At 40.3% G+C, this 24,945-nt stretch carries 22 protein-coding genes, 6 pseudogenes and 1 riboswitch; of the genes and pseudogenes, 11 read left to right on the plus strand and 17 right to left on the minus strand.

The features are described 5' to 3' along the window. Nucleotides 1-110 precede the first annotated feature (110 nt). From NXM86_RS10490 to NXM86_RS10505, 4 genes and pseudogenes are all read left to right on the plus strand, one after another. Entirely contained in the window at nt 111-1,241 is a 1,131-nt protein-coding gene (locus tag NXM86_RS10490) for a CdaR family transcriptional regulator (RefSeq protein WP_285753935.1), read from the plus strand. Between the two features lie 170 nt (nt 1,242-1,411). Further along, complete coding sequence (locus NXM86_RS10495; RefSeq protein WP_498957999.1) at nt 1,412-1,969, plus strand: DUF6431 domain-containing protein; 558 nt, start codon at nt 1,412-1,414, stop codon at nt 1,967-1,969. A 140-nt stretch (nt 1,970-2,109) separates the two neighbouring features. Continuing rightward, nucleotides 2,110-3,361: pseudogene (locus NXM86_RS10500) on the plus strand (IS481-like element ISBst1 family transposase). Further along, nucleotides 3,354-4,154 (plus strand): ExeA family protein, encoded by an 801-nt coding sequence (locus NXM86_RS10505; RefSeq protein ID WP_498958000.1) that lies wholly within the window; start codon nt 3,354-3,356, stop codon nt 4,152-4,154. Before NXM86_RS10500 ends, NXM86_RS10505 begins: the two are co-directional and overlap by 8 nt. A gap of 270 nt (nt 4,155-4,424) precedes the next feature. Here the strand turns inward: NXM86_RS10505 and NXM86_RS10510 are convergent. Continuing rightward, nucleotides 4,425-4,713 (minus strand): annotated as a pseudogene (locus tag NXM86_RS10510) (ATP-binding protein); the annotation flags it as partial. Here NXM86_RS10510 and NXM86_RS10515 point away from each other — a divergent pair. Then, a pseudogene (locus tag NXM86_RS10515) lies at nt 4,681-5,218 on the plus strand (transposase); the annotation flags it as partial. The pseudogenes NXM86_RS10510 and NXM86_RS10515 overlap by 33 nt on opposite strands. Before the next feature lie 367 nt (nt 5,219-5,585). On the opposite strand, the gene NXM86_RS10520 reads toward NXM86_RS10515, so the two are convergent. The 12 genes and pseudogenes from NXM86_RS10520 to NXM86_RS10575 all read right to left on the minus strand — a co-directional run bounded on the left by NXM86_RS10520 (nt 5,586) and on the right by NXM86_RS10575 (nt 16,501). Then, a complete protein-coding gene (locus NXM86_RS10520; RefSeq protein WP_089097447.1) occupies nt 5,586-6,158 on the minus strand; it encodes a DJ-1/PfpI family protein in 573 nt (190 codons plus the stop codon). Between the two features lie 62 nt (nt 6,159-6,220). After that, a complete protein-coding gene (locus NXM86_RS10525; protein ID WP_089097446.1) occupies nt 6,221-6,931 on the minus strand; it encodes an iron-sulfur cluster assembly protein in 711 nt (236 codons plus the stop codon). Between the two features lie 36 nt (nt 6,932-6,967). After that, a complete protein-coding gene (locus NXM86_RS10530) occupies nt 6,968-7,996 on the minus strand; it encodes an amidohydrolase family protein (RefSeq protein WP_245842339.1) in 1,029 nt (342 codons plus the stop codon). A gap of 563 nt (nt 7,997-8,559) precedes the next feature. Beyond that, nucleotides 8,560-9,489, minus strand: a pseudogene (locus tag NXM86_RS10535) (transposase). A 337-nt stretch (nt 9,490-9,826) separates the two neighbouring features. Then, nucleotides 9,827-11,152, minus strand: a complete 1,326-nt coding sequence (locus NXM86_RS10540; protein WP_089097445.1) for a Na+/H+ antiporter NhaC family protein — start codon at nt 11,150-11,152, stop codon at nt 9,827-9,829. A gap of 109 nt (nt 11,153-11,261) precedes the next feature. Further along, nucleotides 11,262-11,367, minus strand: a riboswitch (SAM riboswitch). 186 nt (nt 11,368-11,553) lie between these two features. Next, complete coding sequence (locus tag NXM86_RS10545; protein WP_375217296.1) at nt 11,554-12,231, minus strand: TetR/AcrR family transcriptional regulator; 678 nt, start codon at nt 12,229-12,231, stop codon at nt 11,554-11,556. Further along, nucleotides 12,231-13,028 carry a DUF2705 family protein gene (locus NXM86_RS10550; RefSeq protein WP_081189677.1) on the minus strand — a complete coding sequence of 266 codons (798 nt, stop codon included), beginning with the start codon at nt 13,026-13,028 and terminating at the stop codon, nt 12,231-12,233. Before NXM86_RS10550 ends, NXM86_RS10545 begins: the two co-directional genes overlap by 1 nt. A gap of 14 nt (nt 13,029-13,042) precedes the next feature. After that, a complete protein-coding gene (locus tag NXM86_RS10555; protein WP_498958001.1) occupies nt 13,043-13,918 on the minus strand; it encodes an ABC transporter ATP-binding protein in 876 nt (291 codons plus the stop codon). Nucleotides 13,919-14,071: 153 nt separating this feature from the next. Further along, entirely contained in the window at nt 14,072-14,290 is a 219-nt protein-coding gene (locus tag NXM86_RS10560; RefSeq protein WP_459558759.1) for a YxzE family protein, read from the minus strand. Nucleotides 14,291-14,521: 231 nt separating this feature from the next. After that, the gene (gene trpB / locus NXM86_RS10565; RefSeq protein ID WP_328267198.1) at nt 14,522-15,682 is read right to left on the minus strand and encodes a tryptophan synthase subunit beta; all 1,161 of its coding nucleotides are present in this window, start codon (nt 15,680-15,682) and stop codon (nt 14,522-14,524) included. Nucleotides 15,683-15,983: 301 nt separating this feature from the next. Next, a complete protein-coding gene (locus NXM86_RS10570) occupies nt 15,984-16,184 on the minus strand; it encodes a DUF4937 domain-containing protein (RefSeq protein WP_223812145.1) in 201 nt (66 codons plus the stop codon). Between the two features lie 26 nt (nt 16,185-16,210). After that, nucleotides 16,211-16,501: a 4a-hydroxytetrahydrobiopterin dehydratase gene (locus NXM86_RS10575; RefSeq protein WP_015863720.1), complete on the minus strand. Its 291-nt coding sequence runs from the start codon at nt 16,499-16,501 to the stop codon at nt 16,211-16,213. Nucleotides 16,502-16,865: 364 nt separating this feature from the next. Between NXM86_RS10575 and NXM86_RS10580 the strand changes: the two genes are divergently transcribed. The 3 genes from NXM86_RS10580 to NXM86_RS10590 all read left to right on the plus strand — a co-directional run bounded on the left by NXM86_RS10580 (nt 16,866) and on the right by NXM86_RS10590 (nt 19,494). Next, nucleotides 16,866-17,651 (plus strand): ABC transporter ATP-binding protein, encoded by a 786-nt coding sequence (locus NXM86_RS10580; protein ID WP_089097438.1) that lies wholly within the window; start codon nt 16,866-16,868, stop codon nt 17,649-17,651. Between the two features lie 102 nt (nt 17,652-17,753). Then, nucleotides 17,754-18,722 (plus strand): ABC transporter substrate-binding protein, encoded by a 969-nt coding sequence (locus NXM86_RS10585; RefSeq protein WP_081189673.1) that lies wholly within the window; start codon nt 17,754-17,756, stop codon nt 18,720-18,722. 4 nt (nt 18,723-18,726) lie between these two features. Next, nucleotides 18,727-19,494, plus strand: coding sequence for an ABC transporter permease (locus NXM86_RS10590; protein WP_089097437.1), 768 nt, complete (start codon nt 18,727-18,729; stop codon nt 19,492-19,494). A gap of 54 nt (nt 19,495-19,548) precedes the next feature. Here NXM86_RS10590 and NXM86_RS10595 read toward each other — a convergent pair whose 3' ends face one another. Next, on the minus strand, nt 19,549-19,998 hold the full coding sequence (locus tag NXM86_RS10595) for a winged helix-turn-helix transcriptional regulator (protein ID WP_062755333.1): 450 nt from the start codon (nt 19,996-19,998) through the stop codon (nt 19,549-19,551). A 354-nt stretch (nt 19,999-20,352) separates the two neighbouring features. Here NXM86_RS10595 and NXM86_RS10600 point away from each other — a divergent pair, with 354 nt between their 5' ends. Both NXM86_RS10600 and NXM86_RS10605 read left to right on the plus strand, forming a co-directional pair. Then, nucleotides 20,353-20,886 (plus strand): DUF4242 domain-containing protein, encoded by a 534-nt coding sequence (locus NXM86_RS10600; protein ID WP_062755335.1) that lies wholly within the window; start codon nt 20,353-20,355, stop codon nt 20,884-20,886. A 139-nt stretch (nt 20,887-21,025) separates the two neighbouring features. Further along, nucleotides 21,026-22,090 (plus strand): acyl-CoA dehydrogenase family protein, encoded by a 1,065-nt coding sequence (locus NXM86_RS10605; RefSeq protein WP_498958002.1) that lies wholly within the window; start codon nt 21,026-21,028, stop codon nt 22,088-22,090. 139 nt (nt 22,091-22,229) lie between these two features. Here the strand turns inward: NXM86_RS10605 and kdpC are convergent, their stop codons facing one another. The 3 genes and pseudogenes from kdpC to NXM86_RS10620 all read right to left on the minus strand — a co-directional run. Further along, nucleotides 22,230-22,787 (minus strand): potassium-transporting ATPase subunit KdpC, encoded by a 558-nt coding sequence (gene kdpC, locus NXM86_RS10610; protein WP_498958003.1) that lies wholly within the window; start codon nt 22,785-22,787, stop codon nt 22,230-22,232. Then, nucleotides 22,784-23,038 (minus strand): annotated as a pseudogene (locus NXM86_RS10615) (potassium-transporting ATPase subunit B); the annotation flags it as partial. The gene kdpC and the pseudogene NXM86_RS10615, both read right to left, overlap by 4 nt. Continuing rightward, nucleotides 23,028-23,348, minus strand: a pseudogene (locus NXM86_RS10620) (transposase); the annotation flags it as partial. The pseudogenes NXM86_RS10620 and NXM86_RS10615, both read right to left, overlap by 11 nt. Before the next feature lie 97 nt (nt 23,349-23,445). On the opposite strand from NXM86_RS10620, the gene NXM86_RS10625 reads away from it, so the two are divergent. Continuing rightward, the gene (locus NXM86_RS10625; RefSeq protein ID WP_171699343.1) at nt 23,446-24,858 is read left to right on the plus strand and encodes an amino acid carrier protein; all 1,413 of its coding nucleotides are present in this window, start codon (nt 23,446-23,448) and stop codon (nt 24,856-24,858) included. Nucleotides 24,859-24,945: the final 87 nt, after the last annotated feature.

Genomic DNA, 24,945 nt, shown 5'->3' on the forward strand with positions numbered 1-24,945 from the left:
TCGTTTTATTATAAAGAATGAAGGTCATATTATCTATGTATGATGATATAATTAAAATACAAAAAATACCTTTTTTATTGTTTTTTAGACCAAAAAGGTGGTGATACGAAATGCATTTGTCCCCAAAGCTAGCTTCTAAAATTATTTCAGAGGTTCAGGAAGTAGTCAAAGAGGATATCATATTAGTTGATATTAATGGGACCATTATATCCTCTACTGACGAAAGTAGAATTGGTTCTTTTCATGAAGGAGCTATGATTGTTATTAAGTCCAAACAAAAGCTTTACATTGATCAAGTCAAAGCACGAGTGCTTAAAGGTGTCAAAGCAGGAATCAATATGCCCATTATGTTTAATAAGAAAGTAATAGGGGTTATAGGAATAACTGGCGAACCGAAACAAGTGGAGCCTTATGCAGACTTAATTAGAAGAATGACAGAACTCATTATACAAGAAGCGTATTATACCGAAAGAAACGAATGGGAAATAAGAGGAATAGAATCGTATCTTTATGAATGGATCAACGCTTCATCTGTAGATAAAGATTTTTTAGAGCGCGGGTTTATGTTAGGAATTCCTGTGTATGACGCTCATATTTGTACACTCATGGAATTAGAGATACAAACATTAAATGATTACGACATTCATCGAATTCAAAAAGAAATCATAGAGTTGTTTTATGCTATTTTCGGGAAAGAAAAACATTTTATTGTCCGATGGGGGCAAGAGCGCTTTTTAACATTAAAAAAGATGGATGCTTCTTATAAACAAAATTATTTTTACAGTCAGTTAAATGATTTTAAAAAAAGATTCGAAAGCAGATACAAAAGCGCTTTAGCTATTGGTGTAGGAAAAACAGTTTGCAAACACATGATCAATAAATCTTTTAAAGAAGCACAAAAAGCATTAAAGGTAGCTCGAAAAAATAAAGGCATTGTATTTTATGAGGATCTCATATTAGAAATCATCTTGGAAGATATTCCAACAGAGATACAAAAGGATTTTTTAAAACGAACGATTCATACGATTGAAAAAGACCAAATTCTAGTCGAAACTTTACAACACTATATTAACAATAATCAATCGATCAAAAGAACTGCAGAGGAAATGAATATCCATATTAATACACTGCACTACCGTTTAAATAAAATCAAAGAGCTAACAGGAATTAACCCTAAAACAACAGAAGGAATTGTAATATTTTATATATCATTAATGTTATTGAATTCTTTGAATAATTAAGTCCGCATAATTGTGTAATGTAAATTATCACTTTATTTCGGAACAAAAGAGCCATTTTTTTGCACATTCCTTCAGAAAGCCCTCTCCCCTTTTCTGAAAGAATGTGCTAAATTTTTTGTGAATTATTTCGGAAGAGAAAATCCATCGGTTCAGAGGAGGGGGAGGAGGACGTGATTCAATTTCATGACTTTGGCATTGACGTCCAAACGTATGCAGAGCGTGGAAAAGAAAACGACTTCCCTCTTCTGACACAGTGTCCGCATTGCCAGGCCAAGCGCCCGTTACACCGCCACGGTTACTATGAGCGAAACGCATTGACCCCACATGGTGATTATCGCATTTGGATTGTCCGGTATCGCTGTCGGGAATGCTTGAAGACGGTGAGTGTGCTGCCTTCCTTTCTCCTCCCGTATTTTCAGTATACGTTGTCCGCCATATGGCAAGTCGTGAAAGAGCAGTTGGAATTGACCGAGGGGACGAACCGGGCTCCGTTTCTCCCGACAAAGGACGGCATCATCTTTTATGTCCGGCGGTTCTGCCGAAACCTATCAAACCTTCACAGCTTTTTTGCGAGGCGGTGGAGGATCATAGGCCCTATCGTGAAAAAAGAAAAGGAACGGGCTTCCTGGTGGATCCGGACGTTGGAGAAACACGGTCTCTATTCGGTCATCAGAGACATGTGGAAGGACGGATTCCGACACCCTTTTGCGAATCAAATGGGATCCTGATTTTACATACATATCCTAAATTGGAAATGGTTGAGGTTCCCACAAACCTTTCCTATCGACGGAGAAAAAGCGATCCGGTACGATAAGGGCAGACGGACCGGAACGGTCCTGATTCCAAGTGAGACAAGGAGGAGATTCGAATGGATGAGTCGATGAGACACGACATTGCCCTGTTTCGGTACGGGCTAATCGCTCCGTTGGTGAATGGGCAGGTGGAACCGAAGGCGTATCTGAAAGAGGTGAGCGAGCGAATGCACCATGTTCCCCACCAGGGCGACAAACGAATCGCAGCCAAGACGATCCTCGATTGGTGCACCCGATACAAAAAAGGGGGCTTTGACGCCTTAAAGCCGAAGCGCCGTTCGGACCGCGGCCACTCAAGGCGTCTGTCGCCCGATGATGAGGATCATATTTTAGCCCTAAGAAAAGAACATCCCACCATGCCCGTGACGGTGTTCTACGAACACCTGATCGAGCAGGGGGAAATCCCAGAAAACCATATCTCTTACTTTACTATATACCGATTGTTGAAAAAACACAACCTTGTCGGGAAAGAAATCTTGCCCATGCCGGAGCGAAAGCGCTTTGCGTATGACCAGATCAATGAGCTTTGGCAAGGGGACTTATCCCATGGACCAACGATTCGAGTCAATGGGAAAGCCCAGAAAACGTTTTTGATCGCCTATATCGATGACTGCTCGCGGTTTGTGCCGTACGTATAGTTTCCCTTCGGAGAAGTTTGACGGGCTGCGGATCGTCACGAAGGAAGCGGTGCTTCGTCGCGGGAAGCCGAAGCGCATTTACTCGGACAACGGGAAAATTTATCGATCCGAGGTGCTGCAGTATGCGTGCGCCGAGATGGGAATTACGCTCATCCACACCCAGCCGTATGACCCGCAAAGCAAAGGGAAAATCGAACGGTTCTTCCGCACCGTACAGACGCGGTTTTATCCGCTGCTGGAGTTGGATCCCCCGAAGTCGCTCGAAGAGCTGAACGAGCGTTTTTGGAGGTGGCTTGAAGAGGAGTATCATCGAAAACCGCACGCCTCGCTGGACGGAAAAACGCCGCATGAGGTGTTTCAATCGCAAGTGCATCTCGTGTCGTTCATCGAAGATGGCGATTGGCTGGATGCGATTTTTCTGAAGCGGGAGCACCGCAAGGTCAAAGCCGATGGAACGATCACCTTGAACAAGCAGCTGTATGAAGTGCCGCCCCGGTTCATTGGGCAATCGATTGAACTCCGCTATGACGAACGGGGCGTCTATGTGTACGAAGATGGAAGGAAGGTGGCGGAGGCCGTTCGGGTTCGTTTGGAGGACAACGCCTATGTAAAACGCCATCGGTCCCCGTTTGCGGCGATTCCGGCGAAGGAGGGAGAACACGGTGTATAAATCGTTTTACTCCCTTTCGCGGGAGCCGTTTGCGAAAGAAACAGACCCGTCCGAGGCGTATCAAGGGGCACCGTTTCAGGAAGCGTTGCGGGCGCTGGAGTACGTGAAACGAACCCGGGGGATCGGGCTGTTAATCGGAGAGCCAGGGGCGGGCAAGACGTTCGCCCTTCGGGCGCTGAAAGAGTCATTGAATCCATCATTGTATCATGTCGTCTACTTTCCGTTATCCACCGGAGGCGTGATGGATTTTTACCGTGGTGTGGCCTTGGGATTAGGAGAGGAACCGAAGTACCGCAAGGTAGACCTCTTCCGCCAAATCCAGCAGGCGATCGAGCGATTGTATCATGAACGGCGGATCACGCCGGTGTTCATTTTGGACGAGATGCATTTAGCGAAGGATGCATTTTTACAGGACATCGCGATCTTGTTCAACTTTGAGATGGATTCGACCAACCCATTTGTCTTGATTTTGGCCGGGCTGCCCCATTTACAGGGGAAGCTGCGGCTCAATCAGCACCGCCCTCTCGACCAGCGGATCATCATGCGATACCGGATGGGACCGCTGGAGAAGGAAGAGGTGGCGGGCTACATCGAACATCGGATGAAACAGGCTGGGGCGAAGCATCCGATCTTCACCCCATCGGCGTTAGAGGCGATTGCCCTGCAGTCGCGGGGATGGCCTCGGGTGATCAACACGTTGGCCACGACGTGCCTGTTATACGGGTATCAGCTGAAAAAGGACGCCATTGACGAAGAAATGGTGCGCATGGCCGCAGAGGAAATGGGGTATTAGCACGAAAGGGGCCGAATCGGCCTCTTTTGTGCTTTCTCTTTTCCATCGGTCCATCAGGCGCGCTGGAAATCTTCATCTGAAAGAGCGTGCAAACGTTCCGAAAGAATGTGCAAAATCCGGAACAATCCGCAAAAATTTTGCACATTATTTCCGAATCCGCCTGAAATAATTTGAAAAAGGGATTCTGAAATAATGTGCTAATTTACATGTAATATCAAGGCCGATTATTTTTTCCCCAAAATCCCCGGTTTAAAACTCCCCAGAAGGACCTCATTGATCCTTCTGTTTTTCTTCTTGGAGCCTCTTTTCCCGTAATCGATAGCTTTCCTCCTTTAGGTTGAAAATGATGGAATGATGTAGTAATCGATCTAACATCGCCGTCGCAAGAACTGAATCTCCCACGATTTCTCCATTCTCCAAAGCTTTTGTTGGAGATTAGGATAATCAGGACATATTCGTACCGACGGGCGATCACCTGAAATAAGTAATGTGCGCTGTTCGGGGCCAGTTTTAAGCATCCCATTTCATCCATAATGAGAACGATTGGCTTCACAAACATCAGAGTGAAGGATCATCTAAACTGTTGGAACAATTCCCGAATCAAATTCTCAAGACGCAAGTTGAAGAATAGCTGAAGCACGCCGTTATAAGCGTACGGAAGGACAAAAAGACGATTCGAAACGGGTGCTGACGCCACCGGGTAGCGGTTGACCTTGCGCATTCCATGAGAGGTGGAGAGTTCTCCATCGAACTGTTTAGACGATATCAACGGAGTGAACAAGCTCTAGTACTGACACGAATGGAAATGGTGGTAACGGGTGGTTACACGAAAGGTGACGCAAATCACCAAGAAGTTGTGCGGGACTTCGTTTTCCAAGCTCATGGTCTCCTAGCTGTACAAGGAGCTAGATCCGATTATCCAGGACTGGAATTTCCATTCCTTGCATGAACACGTATATCCGTTTGTACTAGTGGATACCATTTATGCAAATTATACAAATGTCCAGGAGAATGGGCGAGTGCACTCCAGAGCTGTTTTGATCGCCACGGGAGTGAATGAGGAGGACATCGGCAAATGTTGTTCGGTGAGGTAGCCGGTAGGGAGACTTGCCGGACTTACCTATTAATAGGTCAAGCCATCGATTCCGCGGTGTCTATCAAAGGGGAATTTACACAATAATATTTGGACTTGTAGATGATAAGGCAATCGAACATTCGGACACATGTTCGACATTCTGATTATTCTCTCAAATTGCCTCATTAAACAAACTTCATTAAAAATAATCCTTGCTCATTTGATCTCCTCCGCTTACACCTTTGATTCGATTGTAAACGTATTTTTTCATAATGAAACAAAAATCCCGAATATCGGACCTTTTTAAAGTATCTGATATTCGGGGTACATTTCGGATACATCAGCCTTTTTATTATTTAAACAGAAGCTTTTTCTCTTATATTCAACAATTTAAAGAATTCTCTCATGAATCCCGGTAAATCCGGCCAAGCATGCCCTGATACAATGTTTCCATCAACATGAAGCATTTTTTCCACATAAATAGCGCCTGCTGCTTCCACTTCTGGTCTACAAGCAGTGTAAGCCGTCATCTCTCTTCCTTTAATATATTCTCTTACAGTTGTTAAGACTAATTGTCCATGACAGATAACCCCAAGAGGTTTATTTTCTTTTAAAAAGTGAGCAGCAATTTCCTGAACTTTTGGATTCATACGAATATATTCAGGCGCACGCCCTCCTGGAATAATTAATCCATCATAGTCGGCAGGATTAATCTCATCTACTGATGCATGAGATTCGATTTTATATGCCCATTTTTCTGTAAAAGTCTCCATTTCAGGAAGAAAATCATGAACAACTGTCTGAAGCTTCTTTTTAACAGGAGAGGCAATTGTACAATTAATATTTTCTTCAATACAACGATAATAAGGATAAAACACTTCTAATGCTTCAGCAGCATCACCAGTAATAATAAGAACATTTTTACTCATCTTACATCACCTTTCCTTTTATATTATTAATTAAATTATTTGCAGACTGTTAAAATAATGAATCATTTTACCAAACCGCCTTCATGGGCATTAGGCAAATTATATCGTGTCTCTAATAATCCCCGGCAATAATGGGCATTAAACTCCATACTCAACCGTGTCAGCTTGGCGCCTTGCAAGTAATCCGAAAACTCTTCTTCAGACAATGGTTTATCTTCTGGAGTTGTTATGGCCAATATACTTGAGTGATTTAATACTTTTTTCTTCTCCAAATACTTTTCTCTTAACAACTTCCCTTCTTCGGGCAGGGGCAGTTCATTTAATTCTTGAAGAGATAAGGACGTGATCTCTTTCTTTGTCATACCCCTATTTAGAAGATACTTAATAAGTTTCTCTTGCCTTGCATAGTAAGCTTTTATATCAAATGTTTTACGCAATTCTTCGAGGTCTCCGTCAGATAAAGCGCCGAAGACTTCGCTAAATGATTTTCCTGCTGATGCTCCATGATTAATTTCATCGGATGCACAATGATCCAGTAAATGAACTTGAACCGTTTTTACCCATTCTAACTCAGACACATATTTCCTTATATCTTCAGCCATGATGTATGCAAAGTTAGGAGAACACCAATAAGTTGGAAGACGAATGACTACTTCAACATGATTGTCTTTAATTACAACATGGTCGATAAATCCCAACTCTGTTAACGGCTGGTCCAGTTCAGGATCATACACTTTTTCAAGCATGCTATACACTTGCTTTTCTTCATCCATTAACTTCGATGCACCCCCCATTCAATGGATTATCAGTTATGCTGTTTGTCTAGATAATTTGCAATTTTTTAACTTTTGTTTTTGCTCTTCGATATCAATGTTATACAATCTCGCTACATTTCCTGCTAAAATCTTTTTCTTAACTTCCAAATCAAATGTAACTCCAGTTTCTTCTTGTATATCTTCTGGAAGTTCAAATTCAAGAAACTTTTCAATGATCCACTTCGGTTCCCATATAGCATAATCACTTCCAAAAATGATTCGGTCTTCATCAAGCCAGTACAACAATTCACTAATAATTTGAGCAAAATAACGAGGTCGAGTATGAATTAAAGCAATGGCAACTGCCAAACCTGCATAGACATTTTTCTCTTGTGTAGCAATCCAACAAAAATCTTCTAATCTTGGAAGCCCTACGTGTTCTACAATAAAGTTAAGTTCAGGGAAACAACTTGCTGCATCATCAACATCTGCTACGTCAAATGCATCCCGATTTAAAGGAGTGATCGTTGGACCCTTATGAATATGAATATTTCTTATCCCCAGCTCTTGGCATTTTTCAAGATATCTTTTTGACCAGTCATCAGATAGTTTATAGCCCTTTGAATTACCGTACCAATCAGCTGTATATAACTTGACACCTTGCCAGTTGTATTTTTCTTTATTTTCTTCTAATTTTTCTAAACCTCGTTCACCATGTCGGGGATCGAATGTTCCATTGCAAATAAAACGATTAGGGTACTTTTTTGAAAGTTCCTCATTTGCATCAAAATTACCAAAACCATTTTTATAAAACTCTTTTAGAAGAACTGGTTGGAAAATCGCCATATCCACATATCCTTCAATAAACACATCATTCACAAGTTTTTCTGGAGAATACTTTACGAACTCATCTTTAGGCCACCAATATTCTTTCGGACTTAGATTTTTGTGATAATCATAAAAGCAACTAATAAATTGTTCTCCGTGGATATTTAATTGATTCTCCTTACTTCCATCCCATAAGGCAATGTGTGCATCAATAATAAAAATTTCTTCACCATTAGATGTTTTGATCAATTCCATTCCCCCCTCACATTAGATTAATTTTCAATTGAAAGCGGTATCATTTTTTTCGGATGTCCATAGAAAAGTATTTTTGTAGGTACGAATATTTTTAGTTTTCATTTTATTTAGAAAATTCTAATCAAATTATACTTGGTTAATCCACTATTTGAAATATATACTTAAACAAAAAACAGCAAATTTTGCCATCAATTTTTTGGGTGATGAAACAAAACTTTTTATAATCTAAAATTAAAGCACATACCCCTGTCAAGTAGACAATGAAAAAGAGTATATTATGATGCCATGGACTTTTCTCGATATTCCATCAGGGAAAGGCCGTTCAGCAATACGCATTTTCCAAATCTAATATTGTGACAGGAAGGTTGGAACAACATAAAAAAATGGGTAATTCACCATTTACTCAATCCTAGAAACATGTTAGCTGGATGAAACAGGTTCATCCGATGGGCTCCTTCTTCCGCATACGGACCACCAAGTTGGTAGAATGGAAACAGTCAAGTGCTTTCCTTGACAGGTTCCATTCTACCAACTATCATACCGATAGCGGAAGAAGTGAGAGCTTAGGCAGCCTGACTGCCTGTAGTGTTCCCTGTACACTCCAGAAATACACGCAAACGAAACCGTTCTCGATTTCGATAGCCAATGCCCGGCGTTTGATGTTTTTGATCTTGTGATTCGTTCCCTCCATTCGAGTAGCCTTTTATATAGAAGGAATCTAGCCTTTTTCAATGAGGAGAATTCCTTCTCGCTTGATCCAGGGCTTGTGTCACCTTTTGAACCACATGGTACTTATCGATCACAATCGAAGCAGATGGAAACAGAGCACGAACCGCCTTGTGATAGGGTTCCCACATGTCAAGGAATCACGGTTTGCACCATTTCTTTCGACAGGACGTTTTGATTCAACAAGTTGATGGCGGAGTCACATTGGCGGTCGGCATGCAATCCCATGACCGATCCTGCTTTGGCATCCATCAATACGGTTTCATACTGATATCCCTTTTTTACCGCGGTTTCATCTAAGCTAAGCACCATCCCTTCTGGAGAAGAGGCCTCCATCGCTGCTTGGCGCTCTTTTGCTTTTTTCGATGCGATGGAGTAATAAATGCGTTCCAATGTCGTATATGGGATACGGTGCTTTCGGCTGACTTCTTGAATGGTGGAGCTTTTACAAAGTTCATACAAGTACCCGCAACATCGATTGGTGTAATGTTGGTTTGGTGGAATCGATTCGAAAGAGGCAGAAAACACTTGGAAACAATTCCAGCATCGATAACGCTTCACCTCTACGAACAAGTACACCGGTTGACGGAAAATCGCTAAATCCCGTACTTTTCGTGTCCGTCTGTCATGGACAGTGGAAGTAAGAAACCCACAATGTGGACAACGTTCTTGTGTCTCTGTTTTCTCCACATGAATCGCATAACCATAGGAAAGAAGTTCTTGTTTAACAATTTGAATTCTGGCAATCCTAGTGATATAGAAAGCACTTGCGAAGCCTCCTTATGTTTGTTTCGTCGCTGACATTATTGCCAGGATTTCGTTAATGCTTTCTCTTTTTTATCACTAAATCACAAAATTTGGTGATGAACCTATTTTTTATTACTCTCTTCTCTTAATTTATTTTTGTGAAATATTCATAAATTATATTAGAAATGTTTAATGTTGAACAAGTCAACCAGCTTATTAAAGAAAGATTTCAACTTTGCAAAATTATTCACTAATATACTCTTTTTTCGATCATAAAAAATAGAATCGCTCCATTTGGTGAAAATGAAAGCTGACTCAACATCGCTCCAAGGGATGTTTTGAGTCAGCCCCTTTCCTTTATACCGCTTTATTCGCTTGTAAGTCTGCCTTTACTTCTTTTTGTGTTTTTAATTTCGGAAAGTCAAACACAATCGCGATCATGCCACAAACTCCAATTAAGAATGGGTAGAACGAATACTGCAAAATACTTAATGGTGAAATGGAAGCAACACCTGCTGCCACAAGCATTTGCGCACCATATGGGATGAGCCCCTGGAAACAGCATGAGAAAATATCCAATATGCTGGCAGATTTACGCGGATCAATGTCATATTGATCAGCAATGTTTTTTGCAAGTGGACCAGCAATTAAAATGGAGATCGTATTGTTTGCTGTTGAAAGATTTGTTAAGCTCACTAATCCCGCGATACCGAATTGTGCTCCTTTTTTTGACTTTACATTTCTTGTTACTAATTGAAGTAAATAATCGATTCCACCGTTATGTTTAATGACTTCCACCATACCGGAAATTAAGATCGCAAGCAATGACAATTCCTGCATTCCGGCGACCCCGTCACCGATGGCTTGAATGAGGCCCATTGCACTGTAGCTTCCATCAAGAAGACCGATGATTCCTGCTAATAAAATACCGCCTGCTAACACGACTAGTACATTAACGCCCATTAATGCTGTTATTAATACACCAAGGTAAGGTAAAATTTTCATCCAATTAAAAGATTGATTCGTAATTTCCGCTTGCTCTCCAGCAGTAATGGCCCAGAAAAGAACGATGGTGATGATTGCCGCTGGTAAAACAATGAAAAAGTTCACCTTAAACTTTTCTTTCATTCTTGTATTTTGTGTACGAACTGCCGCAATCGTTGTATCAGAGATAAAAGATAGATTATCTCCAAACATAGCACCGCCAATGACAGCTGCCATAGATAATGCCAAAGAAATATCGGTTTGTTCACTAATTCCGACTCCAATCGGCGCTAACGCTACAATCGTTCCCATGGACGTTCCCATCGAAATGGAGATAAAACATCCAATGACAAATAAACCGGCTATTAATAAATTTTGCGGAACAACGGAAAGAGCTAAATTAACCGTTGATTCAACAGCTCCCATTTTTTTAGTTACTTCCGAAAATGCCCCTGCTAATAAGAAAATGATGACCATTAACATGACATCGGCATTTCCAGCCCCTTTTGTGAACACTTCCACTTTCTTCGTTAAAGACTCTTTCCGATTCATCATCAACGAAATACTTGCCGCAATCAAAATTGCTACAATGACTGGAAATTTATAAAAATCGCCTGTAACCACGCCTGCACCAATGAATAACACTAAAAAGACCACAAACGGAAATAACGCAAATAGATTGCCTTTTCTTAACTCCACTCTTTCCACCTCATTTTATGTTTTTTTGAAGGAGCTTTCCACTTAGAGAAAAGGCCTCTTCTTATCTGAACATAAGAAGAGGCCTTATACGTATCTATATAAGAAACCCTTCTTATCTTTCAAGCACAATGCTTGCTGGATTTGGCACAGCACTCGAAAACGAGTCCGCTGCCGAGACTTCTTCGGGCCAGTCCCTCCGCCTCTCTAGATAAGAAGATGAGCAGTTGTATTTCGTTATATAAAACAAATAAAAGATTACAACATATTCATCTGTTACGCAATACACCTTGAAAATGTCTTATTTTTAAAAATTTTCAACAAATATAAAATAATACTTGTGTAACATCAATAATATGCAAAAATCCCGCGGCTTTTCACCGCGGGAGAAAGGTGCCAATAGTTTATTCTGGTTTATAGATCCCATATTTCACAATCTTAAGATAATCATTAAGTTCCTTTATTAAAGACTCGGGATTATGAATAAAATCAAATTGCTTATTTTTGTAGAGAGTCAGATACTTATTCGTCAGCTGTTCAACGATAAACATCGTCATGCGGATCGCGGTATCCACGGAAATATCCTCTCTAAGTTTTTCCGTTTGGATCAGATCTTTAATATAGACATGCTTCAGCAAAAAATCTTCCTGATAAGCTTCGTAATGTTTCTTAATAATTTCTTCCATTTCCTTCTTTACTGCCACTGGAGGATTAGTAAAGGCATCCGTAATAAACTGAGCTTCTTGGAGATACTGAACCGTTAGTTTTTGTTTCAACAGGACGATTTCTTTGATCCTTTCAAAGAAATCATCAGATTGGATTTTTTCCATTTCTTCCATTGCTAGTTCCGTCAGAAAGTCCTTCACATAATTCACTAAATAAAGGTATAAGTTTTTCTTGCTCTTAAAATAATGAAAAAGGATTCCCTTGGAAATTCCCGCCCGTCTCGTAATAACATCTGTAGAGGTCTTTTCATAACCATTCTTCACAAATTCCTCGATGGCCACTTTGATGATCAAGTCTTTTTTCTCTTTAGGCTGCTTTTCAAATGCTGAATACAATTTTAACACCTCTAATTTCATTAGACTGCAATATCTTTCTTTTTATATACCATATATGAAGCGAAGATACTAATCAAAATAACCGCAGCCATAATAAAGATATACAAAGGCTCAATCTCGTTATCATTGATAATGGAGGCAGCGTCCACATATTTAAACGGGCTTATATATTTTAGGAACTCTAAGTCTTCCGATATCCCTGCCATCACATTCATAAAGTAGGCAGCTAGGACAATCCCCAGTGAGATCGAAAGGATGTTTCTTGTTTTTTTCATCATCGACGACAACATAAACGCAATTGCACCGAACGTCAAATGAAGCAATATCGTTGCGGCGATTAATAAACTAAATGTGTCTGTCGGAACATCCGGGTCTTTTGCAAATTGAAATCCAATGATGCTTGCTACGGCTGAAACTACGTTAAAAATCAAAATATTTACCAAAACGGCCAGAAGTTTTTCTGTTACGATTCGGCTTCTTGTGACAGGCTTTGATAACAAAAATTCAATCGTTTTTTCATTTTCTTCTTTGGCCAGAATATTGGATGCAAGAATTGCCGAGTATATGCTTCCCAAAAGGGTGGTCATCATATAAATTTCTACCCCGTAAAAACCCATCAAATCTCCCATGTTTAACTCATTCATTCCGAACGCTTTTTTAATCGATTCCGGATAGGCCTCAAGCAGTTTGGTCATTTCTTTTTGCTGCTCGGCAAACTGAGGATAAATGCTTAATGTCAACAAAATAAGTCCGCTGAGTACGATGCTCCAAATGATCAATGACTTTAAATTTCGCTTAAACTCTCTCTTAAAAATCATTTTCGATCCTTCCCTCACTTTTCATAGTAATGCATAAATACTTCTTCAAGAGTCGGTTCTCCGATTAATAGATCCTTAACCGGCAGAGTATTTAATTTATGCAGAAGCGCCTTCATATCCCCGCTGTAAAGCAGCGATATTTCATTTCCTTTTACTTCTTTCTTCACTATTCCTTCGAGTTTAAGGTCTATTTGTTCCGCTCGTTCGAATGTAATCGTGATATATTTCAAATTTTTCTTCGTAAGATTTTCAATTGTTTCTACTTTAATAAGCTCCCCTTCCTTAATAATGGCGACCCGATCACACATTTTTTGCACTTCAGAAAGAATATGGGAGGAGAAAATGATCGTTGTTCCCTTCTCTCTTTCCTCTGCAAGAAGTTCAAAAAAGGTGTTTTGCATCAGCGGGTCGAGTCCGCCTGTCGGTTCATCCAAAATTAGAAGTTTTGGCTCATGCAAAAGCGCCTGGACAATCCCAACCTTTTTTCGGTTTCCAAATGAAAGATCCTCAATTTTTCTATTAAGATCCAAGTCAAGTCTTTCTGCCAGCTCTTTCATTCTCTTTGAATCAAATTTTTTGTAAAAGCCAGCGGAGTATTTTAATAAATCGATCACCTTCATATCATCATAATAATGGACTTCAGACGGCAAATAGCCTACGTTTTGTCTTATTTCTTTTGAGTGTTTGATGATATCCTTTCCGAAAATAGTCGCACTTCCGCTAGTCGGATAAATGAAATTTAAAAGTGTTCGAATGGTTGTGCTCTTGCCTGCTCCGTTCGGGCCGATAAAACCAAAAATTTCCCCTTCTTCAATCGAAAATGTAAGGTTTTTAATTCCCTGGTTCTTTTTATAAGTCTTGGTCAAATTCTTGACGTCTACAATTTTCATACTTCCCACTCCTTTGGGCGGCTTTGTGTTAATTGACTTACGAGTCAATCCAATTATAAAAAATATTGACTGACAAGTCAATGGATTTCAAAAAAGGGCTGCATGGTGCTTCCGAAGTGTTGCAAGGTTCCACCAATACCATTTGATGAACGTTCAATCGCCTCCTTCCCCTCCACCATCTCCACCGCCATCGCCACTGAAATCGCAGTAATCGTTGTGATCATTGCTGGATGAAGTATCATGATAAAACGGCGGAAGCACTTCGCTGCCTCTTCTTTTATTTTCTCTATGTGTTTTCGTTGTATTTGACAGAAAGCCGAAGGAAAAAAGAGCATCGAATACACCTAGAACAAAAAGCAGAAAAAATTTCATTCCTCTCACCTCGTTTTCTTCAAACGCTCGTCTCTAAAAAACGATGGCCAGACACGTTAACAGAAATCACAGATTCATAAGTTTAACGATTTTGTTGAATCTCTAGGTTAGATTGGCAGTAGTACGGAAGCAGCTTCTTCTTAATTATTTTCTCAGCATATATAAAAAAAAACGATTCTGTCGTTTGACAAAATCGTTGAAACGCCGCGCTTTTGGCGGCGTTTGTATTTCTTACTTTAACATATGAAACACTTGCTCAACGTCTTTATCGCCACGCCCTGAAAGATTAACGATTATAATCTGATCTTTATCCAATGTTGGTGCCAATTTTATTGCATAAGCAACCGCATGGGCGCTCTCAAGCGCTGGAATAATCCCTTCCGTTTTCGACAAAAGCTGGAATGCTTCAAGAACTTCCTCATTTGTCACCGTATAATATTCGGCACGTCCGGATACTTTCAGATGGCTATGCTCAGGACCAATTCCCGGATAGTCAAGACCAGCGGCAATCGAATAAGTCGGCTGAGGATTTCCTTCTTCATCCAACAATACTAAGCATTTAAACCCATGAAGCACGGCCGGGACACCTTTGGTAAGTGTCGCCGCTTTTTCCGGCTCGACGCCAATCAGGCGCACGCTTGGTTCATCAAGATAATGAGCAAACGCGCCAATCGCGTTGCTTCCGCCGCCAACGCAAGCGATGACGACATCAGGCAAACGTCCTTCTTTTTCTAAAATTTGCCGTTTGCTTTCTTCGCTTATGACAGACTGAAAATGTTTAACGATGCTTGGATACGGATGAGGTCCAACCGCTGAACCAAGCAAATAGAACGTATCCTTATAGTTTTGCACAAAGTCATTCAACGCTTCATCTACTGCATCCTTTAATCTTCCTTGTCCTTTTGATACCGGAACGACTTTTGCTCCTAAAAGCTCTATGCGAAACACGTTTAATGCCTGACGCCTTGTATCTTCCTCGCCCATGTAGATGGTGCAATCAATGCCAAACATCGCGCAAGCCGTTGCAGTGGCGACACCATGCTGTCCCGCCCCGGTTTCGGCAATTATGCGTTTCGCCCCCATTCGTTTTGCAAGCAAAATCTGTCCGATGACGTTATTAATTTTATGCGAACCTGTATGGTTTAAGTCTTCGCGCTTTAGATAGATTTTCGCCCCACCTAAACGTTCAGTGAGCCGAGCCGCAAATGTAAGCGGATTTTCACGGCCGACATACTCTTTTAAATAAAACTTAAATTCATCGTTAAACGCTGGATCATCTTTGTACTTGAGAAATTGCTCCTCCAAATAATCAAGCGCTTCCTGCAATGTTGGCGGCACGAAGCTTCCGCCAAACTCTCCGAAATAACCTCTTCTTTGCTGAACTAAACTCATCACTCATCTCTCCTCTGCTTTTTAAACTTTATAATTAGGATATTTTCTTTGCCCATAAAAGTCAATGAATTTTCTGTATTTTCTTGCCGATTATTTGTTTTTTGTTTTCTCCAAGCCAGCAGGACGAACGTGAAAAAGAAAAGCTAGGATTCCAGTCAATACAAAATCCTGCGATGAATGGAGTATCTCGATTGACATTAGCTTTTCATAGGAAATAAGTTTTTCAACAAATTCTTCTATTGAACTAGTTTTGTAATACGTTCCTTTTTGCCTGCTTTGTTCAAAAATTTCGTCATGTTTATCACTCAATAAAGGATTGATAAAAATCAAGATTTTCCCAAAACGCCAATATACACGCTTCTTGCGGCTTTGCAATATTCCAGCCGCCAATTTGCCCGAGAAAACCAGGGCATCCTTTCAAATCGCGCCATTTTTCTTGCGCGGCGGAAAACAAAGCTTTCTTCTCTTCCTCCACTTCACATCGAATCCATTTCAAAAGCATTGCTTTCCCCTCTTACTCTGCGTTGATCATTTCATTTTGTCGTAAACCTCATCATATTTTTTCGCCAGTTCGAAATCGAGCTTCGTGAGTCCTTTCGCTCGCCAAGACGAAATCTTTACCGTGATTAACTTATAATCAATGGAAATGAACGGATGATGGTTTGCTTCTTCCGAAATGGCCGCAATTTGCCGCACAAATTCGATTCCTTGCAAATAGTCTTGAAAGCGATACTTTTTCGCAATCCATCGCTCCTCCACCAACTTCCAACCTTCCATCTCGTGTAAAAGGGTTTGCACTTCCTCCTCTGTTAACCGCATCACCGTTTGCCTCCTTGATTTTTGTATCAAAATCGGACAACCAACATCGCATATCAGTGTAAAAATATTACCATATATACCAAAAGCCTTCTAGCAAATTTTAGTTGATTGGAGTTAAGCAATAACGAATAAGAATGCCCTTGAAATACTCAATGTGTTCTATCTGGATTTCCAAACAAACGTTTTAGAATTATCTTAAAATTATAGGTTGATTTTTTGAACAAAGTATCATAAAATTACTAGCAAATATTAATCATATTAAACATATAGGAATTAATTATTTTAAAAAACATAAATGCCGCGTTTATTCACTGCCTAAAATGTCTGTCCGTTTCTATAAAACAATGAAAGGTAGGTTAGGCGATTGAAAAATTCAGCAATCATTCAAGTGGAGAATTTGAGCAAAAGCTTTCCTAATCAAGGAAAATTAGAACCAGTGCTCCAACAAATCTCCTTTCGCATAGAAAAAGGGGAAATCATCTCCATCCTTGGCCAGAGCGGCTGCGGAAAAAGTACACTTTTAAATATTATCGGCGGTTTCGAAAAACCAGACAAAGGTCATGTCCTGTTGGATGGAAATGTAGTGGAAAGACCTAGCCGGCGATGTGTAATGTTATTCCAACATTATGGCCTCCTGCCTTGGCGTTCCGTCCTGAAAAATGTCGAGTTAGGTCTCGAAGGGATGAACTTAACCTCCGAACAACGGCGAAGCCGGGCTTTCGATTATCTAAAGCTAGTTGGTTTACATGACTATGCTGAACGCTTTCCCCATGAATTGTCAGGCGGGATGCAACAACGAGTCGCGATTGCCCGGGCGCTTGCGATTCAACCAGAGGTAATATTAATGGACGAACCGTTTGCCGCACTGGACACTTTTAACCGTTATTATTTACAAGACGAACTCTTGCGTCTTCAAGATAAAGAAAAGACAACCATCATTCTTGTGACCCATGATATTGACGAAGCAGTATATTTATCAGATCGGGTGTTGATCATGAGCGCAAATCCTGGCCGAATCCATAGAGAATTAAAAATTGACACCCCAAGGCCTAGAGATCGAAGTCACAGCGACTTCCAATATTATCGAAAGATTATTCTTGAAGAATTTCATTTTCATCGTCCGACCCCTCCCATTGATTATAATATTTAACTAACTTAACCAAGGATGTATACAAACCCTTATACACGCAAAATTGCCCAAATCTTTAGATAGTATAGTCATGCAGCGCAATAATAAAGGAGGTATATTTCCATGAAGAAAAAATTAAGGAAACTTATGATTTCTTTATTCATCATGACAGTAGCTTTTAGCCTAACCGCTTGTAATTCCAATAGTGCTCATTCCAACACAAACGGAAAGCGGACCATTAAAATAGGATACTTGCCGATTACCCACGCCGTACCCCTATATATAGAAAAAGAACTAGAAAAAGGCCAGTCCCGGAATTTTAATCTCGAACTCATTAAATTCGGCTCATGGCCTGAACTAATGGATGCACTGAATACAGGTCGGATTGATGGAGCGAGCGTGCTTGTGGAATTGGCGATGAAAGCAAAAGAACAAGGCGTTGATTTAAAAGCAGTGGCGTTAGGACACAGAGATGGAAATGTGGTTGTGACGTCCCATAATATTCACAGCGTAAAAGATTTAAAAGGGAAAAACTTTGCGATTCCTCATAAGTTTTCTACACATAATCTATTGCTCTATCAAATGTTAAAGCAGGAAGGTTTTCAATATAAAGATGTGAATATCGTTGAACTGCCTCCTGCTGAAATGCCGGCAGCCCTTTCAGAAGGCAGAATATCCGGATATGCAGTGGCAGAACCTTTTGGGGCTCTGTCTGTAGCAATGAATAAGGGTAAGGTGTTATTCCAATCTGAAGACCTTTGGAAACATTCTGTGTGCTGCGCGCTGGTTTTAAGAAATGACTTTATCCGCAACGAAAGAAAAGTCGCTCAAGAGTTTGTTAGTGAATATGTCAAAGCCGGAAAAAAAGCAGAATTAAAAGATGAGTATACCTATGAAGCTTCCTCCAAATACATGAAGGTAAATAAAGATGTGCTCAATTTATCCTTAAAATGGATTTCATTTAAAGATTTAAGAATAGATAAAAACGCATACGAAGAACTAAGTCAGTACATGGTCGAAACGGGATTGTCCAAGAATCCTCCGTCCTATGAAGAATTTGTCGATAATTCATTAATAGATAAAGTGAAGTGATCGTATGAACATGATAAAGAAATTCACCAACGTCATCATAGGATTTTCGATATTAATTGCTGTATGGCAAACCGTGATTGTAATTGGAAATTATGAAGAGGCCCTCTTCCCTTCTCCTTTAAAAGTAGGGGAAGGAATTGGGGCTCTGATTACCAACGGCACTCTATTTGTACATCTAAAAGTGAGCCTCATCCGGTTTTTCATTGGTTATCTCTCAGCGGTGGTTACTGCTGCTATATTGGGACTCATGTTAGGCCGTCTAGTAAAATTATGGAATATTATTGATCCGATTGTTCAAGTCCTAAGACCTATCTCACCGATTGCCTGGTCACCCTTTATTGTTTTGTGGTTTGGAATTGGAGACATCCCTGCGATTGTGATTATATTTATCGCAGCGTTTTTCCCAGTATTGCTTTCCACCGTTTCCGCTGTAAGGAAAGTGGACCGTATATATTTAAAGGTGGCGGAAAATTTTGAGATCAGGCAGCCCCATCTAATGACGAAAATCATTTTTCCTGCCGCTTTTCCGTTTATCGCCAACGGGCTTCACATCGCACTCGGCACCGCTTGGATTTTCCTCGTTGCCGGTGAAATGGTCGGCGCCCAATCCGGATTGGGTTATTTAATAGTCGATGCGAGAAATTCTTTACGTTTGGATCTTGTTTTAGCCGGAATCATCTTCATCGGCATCTTGGGGCTTATTCTTGACAAGGCAATCCAATTATTCGAAAGATGGGTAGAAAAGCAATGGGGAATGTTATCGAATAAATAAACTAGTAAAAAAGACAGAAAGTATCATGCTCTCTGTCTTTTTTACTAGCCATTATCACCGCTTTTCGGGAATATTTTCAGAATCGACTTCGACAACGGCCAAGTTCTCTACATTTGTTTTACATTGCGGACAATAGTAGGAAATTTCCACCTCATGCCCGCAAGATTCATGCACCAATTTTTTATAACATTTTTTTAAATGCTTTCTGCCCCAAAGGATTAGGGCGTTAAACACCATTTCCAAATCCTTTCCGCTTTTCGTTAACATGTATTTGTATCTTGGCGGGTGTTCAGAATATAAAGCAGAAGTGATCAAACCGGTTTCTTCTAAATATTTTAAACGATCCGATAAAAGATTGGAGGATATCCCTTTTAACGATTTTCTTATTTCATTAAATGTCTGACGCCCCATTAAAATTTCATGAACAATCAACAATGTCCAGCGATCACCGATGATGTTCAAGGATTGGGCGATATTGCATGGCAAATCATATCTATCTTTCATAAAAAAACCTCCTGTTCTCGTTTCGGTTCAATTATAACTTACCTTTCGCAGAATAGAAATTTCGTTTACCACTATTTTTTATCAAAGGAGCATGTTCCACACTTGCCTCTGAACGTCAAAAAACTTCTTATTTCATCAGACGCCGAATTTTCAATTTCTTCTGGTATAGTGCATGTTCATGGCCCAAAACATGTGATATGGAGGCATACTTGCCAAATTTGTGTGACAAAGTAATAAATTCAGAATAATTTATTTTTAAGGTTGATTTTTTGAACTAACTATAATAAAATTACCATAAAATCATATTAATTTTATAAGAATTTAAGGTTATAATAATAAAAGGAGGCAATAAAAATGGCGCTTTACTTAGTGGAATCGATTTTAAATGGGGCAGTAAAGGACAAAGAAGGATTTGAAAAGAAAGTTTCCGAGATTAAGGAAGAGGTAAGAAAAAACAATGCAAATCTCATTGAAGTCCAAGTTTCCAAAGATTTTTCAAGAGCATTTTTCATTTTTGAAAGCGAAGAACGAAATATTATTAATGATCGCTTAAGACTGTTAGGCATTCCTGTTACTCTTATTAAACCGGTCCGTTTAGTTGGAAAAGATATCGAAGAAGTCAAAAAAGAAGCGGATACCGTAAACTACGTAGTCGAATGGAACCTTCCTGAAAATCTCACCATGGAAGATTATTTAGAAAGAAAGAAAAAGAATTCCGTACACTATGCAGAAGTACCGGAAGTCACTTTCTCTAGAACGTATGTATGCGAAGATATGACAAAATGCCTTTGCTTTTATAATGCACCGGATGAATCCGCTGTCAAAAGAGCCCGTGAAGCTGTGAAAGCACCGATTGATACGGTTACAGAAATTTTGCCAAACAAATAACATTCCCCTAACCTCAGCTGGAATTTTCACATTCCCGCTGGGGTTTGACTATCATTAAATTACTAGTTACATAAATTGTCATAATTCGATGTCCCTTATTCACAAAGAAAATACATAATCAGATAGGAGGTGGCGGTAAATGGCCATTATGGAATCAGAAGCAAAAAAGGCATTCAACGATTTGCTTTACAACCAATTAAAGCCTTTAGTAAGAAAAATTGATACAAAAGCCTATTATCCCCGTGAATTTTTAGAAAATATCGGGAAATACGGTTTCCTATTGTCAGCGGGGCTTTCAAAAAAAGAGGTTCTTTCCCGTGAAATGCAATTAGTCGAGGAAACGGCAAAAATATGCATGACAACAGCTTTTACCCTTTGGTGCCACTTAGCAGCGCTGACATACTTGCGAACATGTGAAAATTCTTACCTCAAAAATGAAGTTTTACCGCTGCTTGAAAGCGGAAAGGTGCTTGGGGGAACCGGACTGTCTAATCCAATGAAATATTACGATGGGCTTGAATCTCTCCATTTGAAAGCAGAACGAACTCCGAAAGGATATATCATTAACGGCCATTTGCCGTCTGTCTCCAACTTAGGGCAAAATCATTGGTTTGGTATTATCGCATCCGTTAATGAAAAACAGCGGATCATGGCGTTTGTCCCATGCCATGTGCAAGGATTGGTGTTAAAGGAAAAGCTAGACTATTTAGGACTAAATGGAAGCGCAACGTATGCATGCACATTCAATGAAGTGTTCATTCCGGATCAATGGATTATTTCTGAGCAAGCAGATGACTTTGTGCCAAAAATACGTCCTTCATTTCTTATTTATCAAATCCCGCTAGGATTGGGAGTTACAGACGCTTCTATCCAGTCGATGAAAAAAATACAAAATAAACAAAACGGATGCAATCGATATTTAAGCATTCAACCAGAGGAATTAGAAAGTGAACTAACATCCATCCGTGAAGAAATATACCGTCTTGTTCAGTCTTCTGATTTGACGCAACATTGCGAAGATTTATTAAGAATCCGTTTAAACGTTACTTATCTCACTTTAAAAGCGGTCCATGGTTCAATGTTACATCATGGAGGAGCCGGCTACTTGCAACAAAGCGACCCATCCCGCAGATTAAGAGAATCTTACTTCCTTGCCAATTTAACACCTACGATTAAACATTTGGAGAAATTATTAAATAACTAGGCTTTAAGGACATGTGTGTCCTATAATGTATGGAATTTTTATCCAAAACCAAAAAGGCCGTCCCAATCAGAGATTTTGGGGCGGCCTTTTTCTTCAAAATTTCTTCTGGACTCATTTCTTTGCGCATATATCAAGATTTTTATTCCATCAACTTTTGCAGTTCCATGTTTAATTTCAATACATTCACCCGCAGCTCTCCAAAAATACCGAGCATTCTTCCTTCGGTATGCTTGTTTACTAGTTTCTTTAGTTGTTCTTCAGATAAACCGGTTGCTTTCGCTACAGCTGGAACTTGAAAAAAGGCCGCATCCGGGCTGATATGAGGATCTAATCTTGAGCCGGAATTCGTGATTAAATCTAACGGAATCTCTTCCTTTGTTTTTCCTGGATTTTTCTTTAACCATTCTTCAGCTGCCTGCACTGTTCGCTGAATCATTTCTTCGTTAGAAGGGGCATAGTTAGGTAAACCTAAAGCAGCCGAATCATAATTAATGGAAGAGATGCGCCCATGAAAATACCTTGGATTTTGAAATGATTGACCGATTAACTTCGAGCCTACAGCTTTGTTTTCATCGCTATAAACAATGCTTCCATTCGCTTGATGAGGGAAGAGCGCTTGTGCAATTCCGGTCATCAAGGCAGGATAACCTAAACCGAATAACAGGATCATGACGATAGCTAAACGAATGGATTTCATAACCTCTTTCCTTCTCTCCTCTTAAACAATACCCCGGTAAAAAGATCAATAAGCTTAATGCCGATAAATGGAGCGATCACTCCGCCTAAACCATATATCAATAAGTTTCGGCGCAATAGCTTCACAGCTGGCATCGGCTTATACGTAATTCCTTTCATCGCTAAAGGAATCAATAAAGGAATAATAATGACATTAAAGATTAATGCCGACAAAATCGCACTGGTAGGCGAATCGAGCTTCATAAAATTCAAGAATTTCGCGATACCCCTCTTCATTCACCCCTAACACCACATAAATGACTTCTTTCTCCACGGTTTCGCGACGAAGTTTTACGTATAAACCATCCAAATATAAGACAGAATAACGCTTGTGCAGTGGACGAGTGTGCCATTTCTCGATGTCTTCCTTCACTACATCGGTAATACGGCTGATCGTTGCAGGAGAATAGGCATTGCCTAAAATTCGTTCGATAAACTTGCCAATTTCACGCGTACTCATGCCACTTTGATACATCCTGATGATGGCTTCCTCAAGCCAGCCGGTGTGGCGTTGGTAAGGGGCTTTTTGGAAGCTGGTTTATGCAACATTGATGATACAAAATATTAAAATTTATGTTAATATGTTAAAGTAAAAGTAAACTATCATGTGAGGTGACAGAATGGAGCTACTACAGAAGATCATTTCACTGCTGAACGACTGGTTGTGGTCTTACGTCTTAATCGCATTACTGATCTTCATGGGTCTTTATTTTACGTTTCGCACAAAATTTGTCCAATTTCGCTATTTTCGTGAAATGTTTCGCGTAATCGCGGAATCCCCTAACCAAAAAGAAAGCATCTCCTCTTTACAAGCGTTTTTCATCAGTACAGCTTCACGCGTAGGAACGGGTAACTTAGCAGGAGTAGCTCTCGCTATTTCTCTCGGTGGTCCCGGCGCGGTTTTTTGGATGTGGTTAATCGCTTTGATTGGCGGAGCATCCAGTTTTGTCGAAAGCACGCTTGCGCAAATTTATAAAGTAAAAGACGGAAGCAACTATCGCGGCGGCCCAGCATATTACATGGAACGAGGGTTGAACAAACGTTGGATGGGAATTATTTTTGCGGTACTCATTACGTTCAGTTTTGGTCTTGTTTTTAACTCCGTTCAAGCAAATACGATTACGTTTGCGTTTGAAAACGCATTCGATGTAGACCGTACTATTGTTGGAATTATGATTACAGTATTAACAGCAATCATTATTTTCGGTGGAGTGAAGCGGGTCGCTGTCGCTACGTCGATTATCGTTCCTGTGATGGCTGGACTATATTTATTAGTAGCGATTTACGTATTGCTTACAAATATTACAGACGTCCCATCCATGTTTTCGTTAATCATAAAAGACGCGTTTGGCATTGGACCAGCTGTCGGCGGCACGTTAGGTGCAGCGGTGATGATGGGAATTAAACGCGGTTTATTCTCCAATGAAGCAGGTATGGGTAGTGCACCGAACGCGGCGGCAACCGCTGAGGTGTCGCATCCCGTCAAACAAGGCCTCATTCAAACGTTAGGTGTGTTTACGGATACATTGCTCGTCTGCAGCGCGACGGCATTTATGATTTTATTATCTGGTGAGTATACGAAAGAAGGACTTGATGGAATCGCCTTAACGCAAGCGGCGTTAAGCGCGCATATCGGCGGCTGGGCCGAAGAATTCGTCGCTATCTGTGTCTTTTTATTCGCGTTTAGTTCCGTTATTGGAAACTACTATTATGGCGAAACAAACATTGAGTTTATTCAATCTAGCAAAACGGCGCTATTCGTTTATCGCCTCGCTGTTGTCGGCATGGTTATCTGGGGATCGCTTGCCAGCCTTGAACTCGTTTGGAGTTTGGCTGATTTATTCATGGCGTTAATGGCCATCATCAACTTAATCGCCATCTTCATGCTTGGAAAAGTAGCATTTGCGGCATTAGCCGATTACATGGAGCAAAGAAAGAGCGGGAAAAACCCTGTCTTTTACGCTCGTAACATCGGAATTCACAATACGGATTGCTGGGACGAGCCGTACGAAGAATGGAGAAAAGAGGCATAAAAATAAAGCTGTCCGGACAGCCTTCAGCTTGTCGACAAAGTCGATAAGCTGACCCGTCCCTATATGTAGGGACGGGTTTTTATATAT

Source organism: Geobacillus sp. CX412, assembly GCF_027942335.1.
In the GTDB taxonomy this organism is placed as follows: Bacteria; Bacillota; Bacilli; order Bacillales; family Anoxybacillaceae; genus Parageobacillus_B; species Parageobacillus_B toebii.

What these genes read in the sequence shown, in the direction of transcription:
- NXM86_RS10555 (WP_498958001.1), bottom strand. Translation starts at nt 13,918, where the DNA reads ATGAAAATTGTAGACGTCAAGAATTTGACCAAGACTTATAAAAAGAAC.
- NXM86_RS10545 (WP_375217296.1), bottom strand. Translation starts at nt 12,231, where the DNA reads ATGAAATTAGAGGTGTTAAAATTGTATTCAGCATTTGAAAAGCAGCCT.
- NXM86_RS10595 (WP_062755333.1), bottom strand. Translation starts at nt 19,998, where the DNA reads ATGAAAGATAGATATGATTTGCCATGCAATATCGCCCAATCCTTGAAC.
- NXM86_RS10585 (WP_081189673.1), top strand. Translation starts at nt 17,754, where the DNA reads ATGAAGAAAAAATTAAGGAAACTTATGATTTCTTTATTCATCATGACA.
- NXM86_RS10560 (WP_459558759.1), bottom strand. Translation starts at nt 14,290, where the DNA reads ATGAAATTTTTTCTGCTTTTTGTTCTAGGTGTATTCGATGCTCTTTTT.
- NXM86_RS10570 (WP_223812145.1), bottom strand. Translation starts at nt 16,184, where the DNA reads ATGCTTTTGAAATGGATTCGATGTGAAGTGGAGGAAGAGAAGAAAGCT.
- NXM86_RS10575 (WP_015863720.1), bottom strand. Translation starts at nt 16,501, where the DNA reads ATGCGGTTAACAGAGGAGGAAGTGCAAACCCTTTTACACGAGATGGAA.
- NXM86_RS10530 (WP_245842339.1), bottom strand. Translation starts at nt 7,996, where the DNA reads ATGGAATTGATCAAAACATCTAATGGTGAAGAAATTTTTATTATTGAT.
- NXM86_RS10525 (WP_089097446.1), bottom strand. Translation starts at nt 6,931, where the DNA reads ATGGATGAAGAAAAGCAAGTGTATAGCATGCTTGAAAAAGTGTATGAT.
- NXM86_RS10625 (WP_171699343.1), top strand. Translation starts at nt 23,446, where the DNA reads ATGGAGCTACTACAGAAGATCATTTCACTGCTGAACGACTGGTTGTGG.
- NXM86_RS10520 (WP_089097447.1), bottom strand. Translation starts at nt 6,158, where the DNA reads ATGAGTAAAAATGTTCTTATTATTACTGGTGATGCTGCTGAAGCATTA.
- trpB (WP_328267198.1), bottom strand. Translation starts at nt 15,682, where the DNA reads ATGAGTTTAGTTCAGCAAAGAAGAGGTTATTTCGGAGAGTTTGGCGGA.
- NXM86_RS10590 (WP_089097437.1), top strand. Translation starts at nt 18,727, where the DNA reads ATGAACATGATAAAGAAATTCACCAACGTCATCATAGGATTTTCGATA.
- kdpC (WP_498958003.1), bottom strand. Translation starts at nt 22,787, where the DNA reads ATGAAATCCATTCGTTTAGCTATCGTCATGATCCTGTTATTCGGTTTA.
- NXM86_RS10490 (WP_285753935.1), top strand. Translation starts at nt 111, where the DNA reads ATGCATTTGTCCCCAAAGCTAGCTTCTAAAATTATTTCAGAGGTTCAG.
- NXM86_RS10600 (WP_062755335.1), top strand. Translation starts at nt 20,353, where the DNA reads ATGGCGCTTTACTTAGTGGAATCGATTTTAAATGGGGCAGTAAAGGAC.
- NXM86_RS10605 (WP_498958002.1), top strand. Translation starts at nt 21,026, where the DNA reads ATGGCCATTATGGAATCAGAAGCAAAAAAGGCATTCAACGATTTGCTT.
- NXM86_RS10550 (WP_081189677.1), bottom strand. Translation starts at nt 13,028, where the DNA reads ATGATTTTTAAGAGAGAGTTTAAGCGAAATTTAAAGTCATTGATCATT.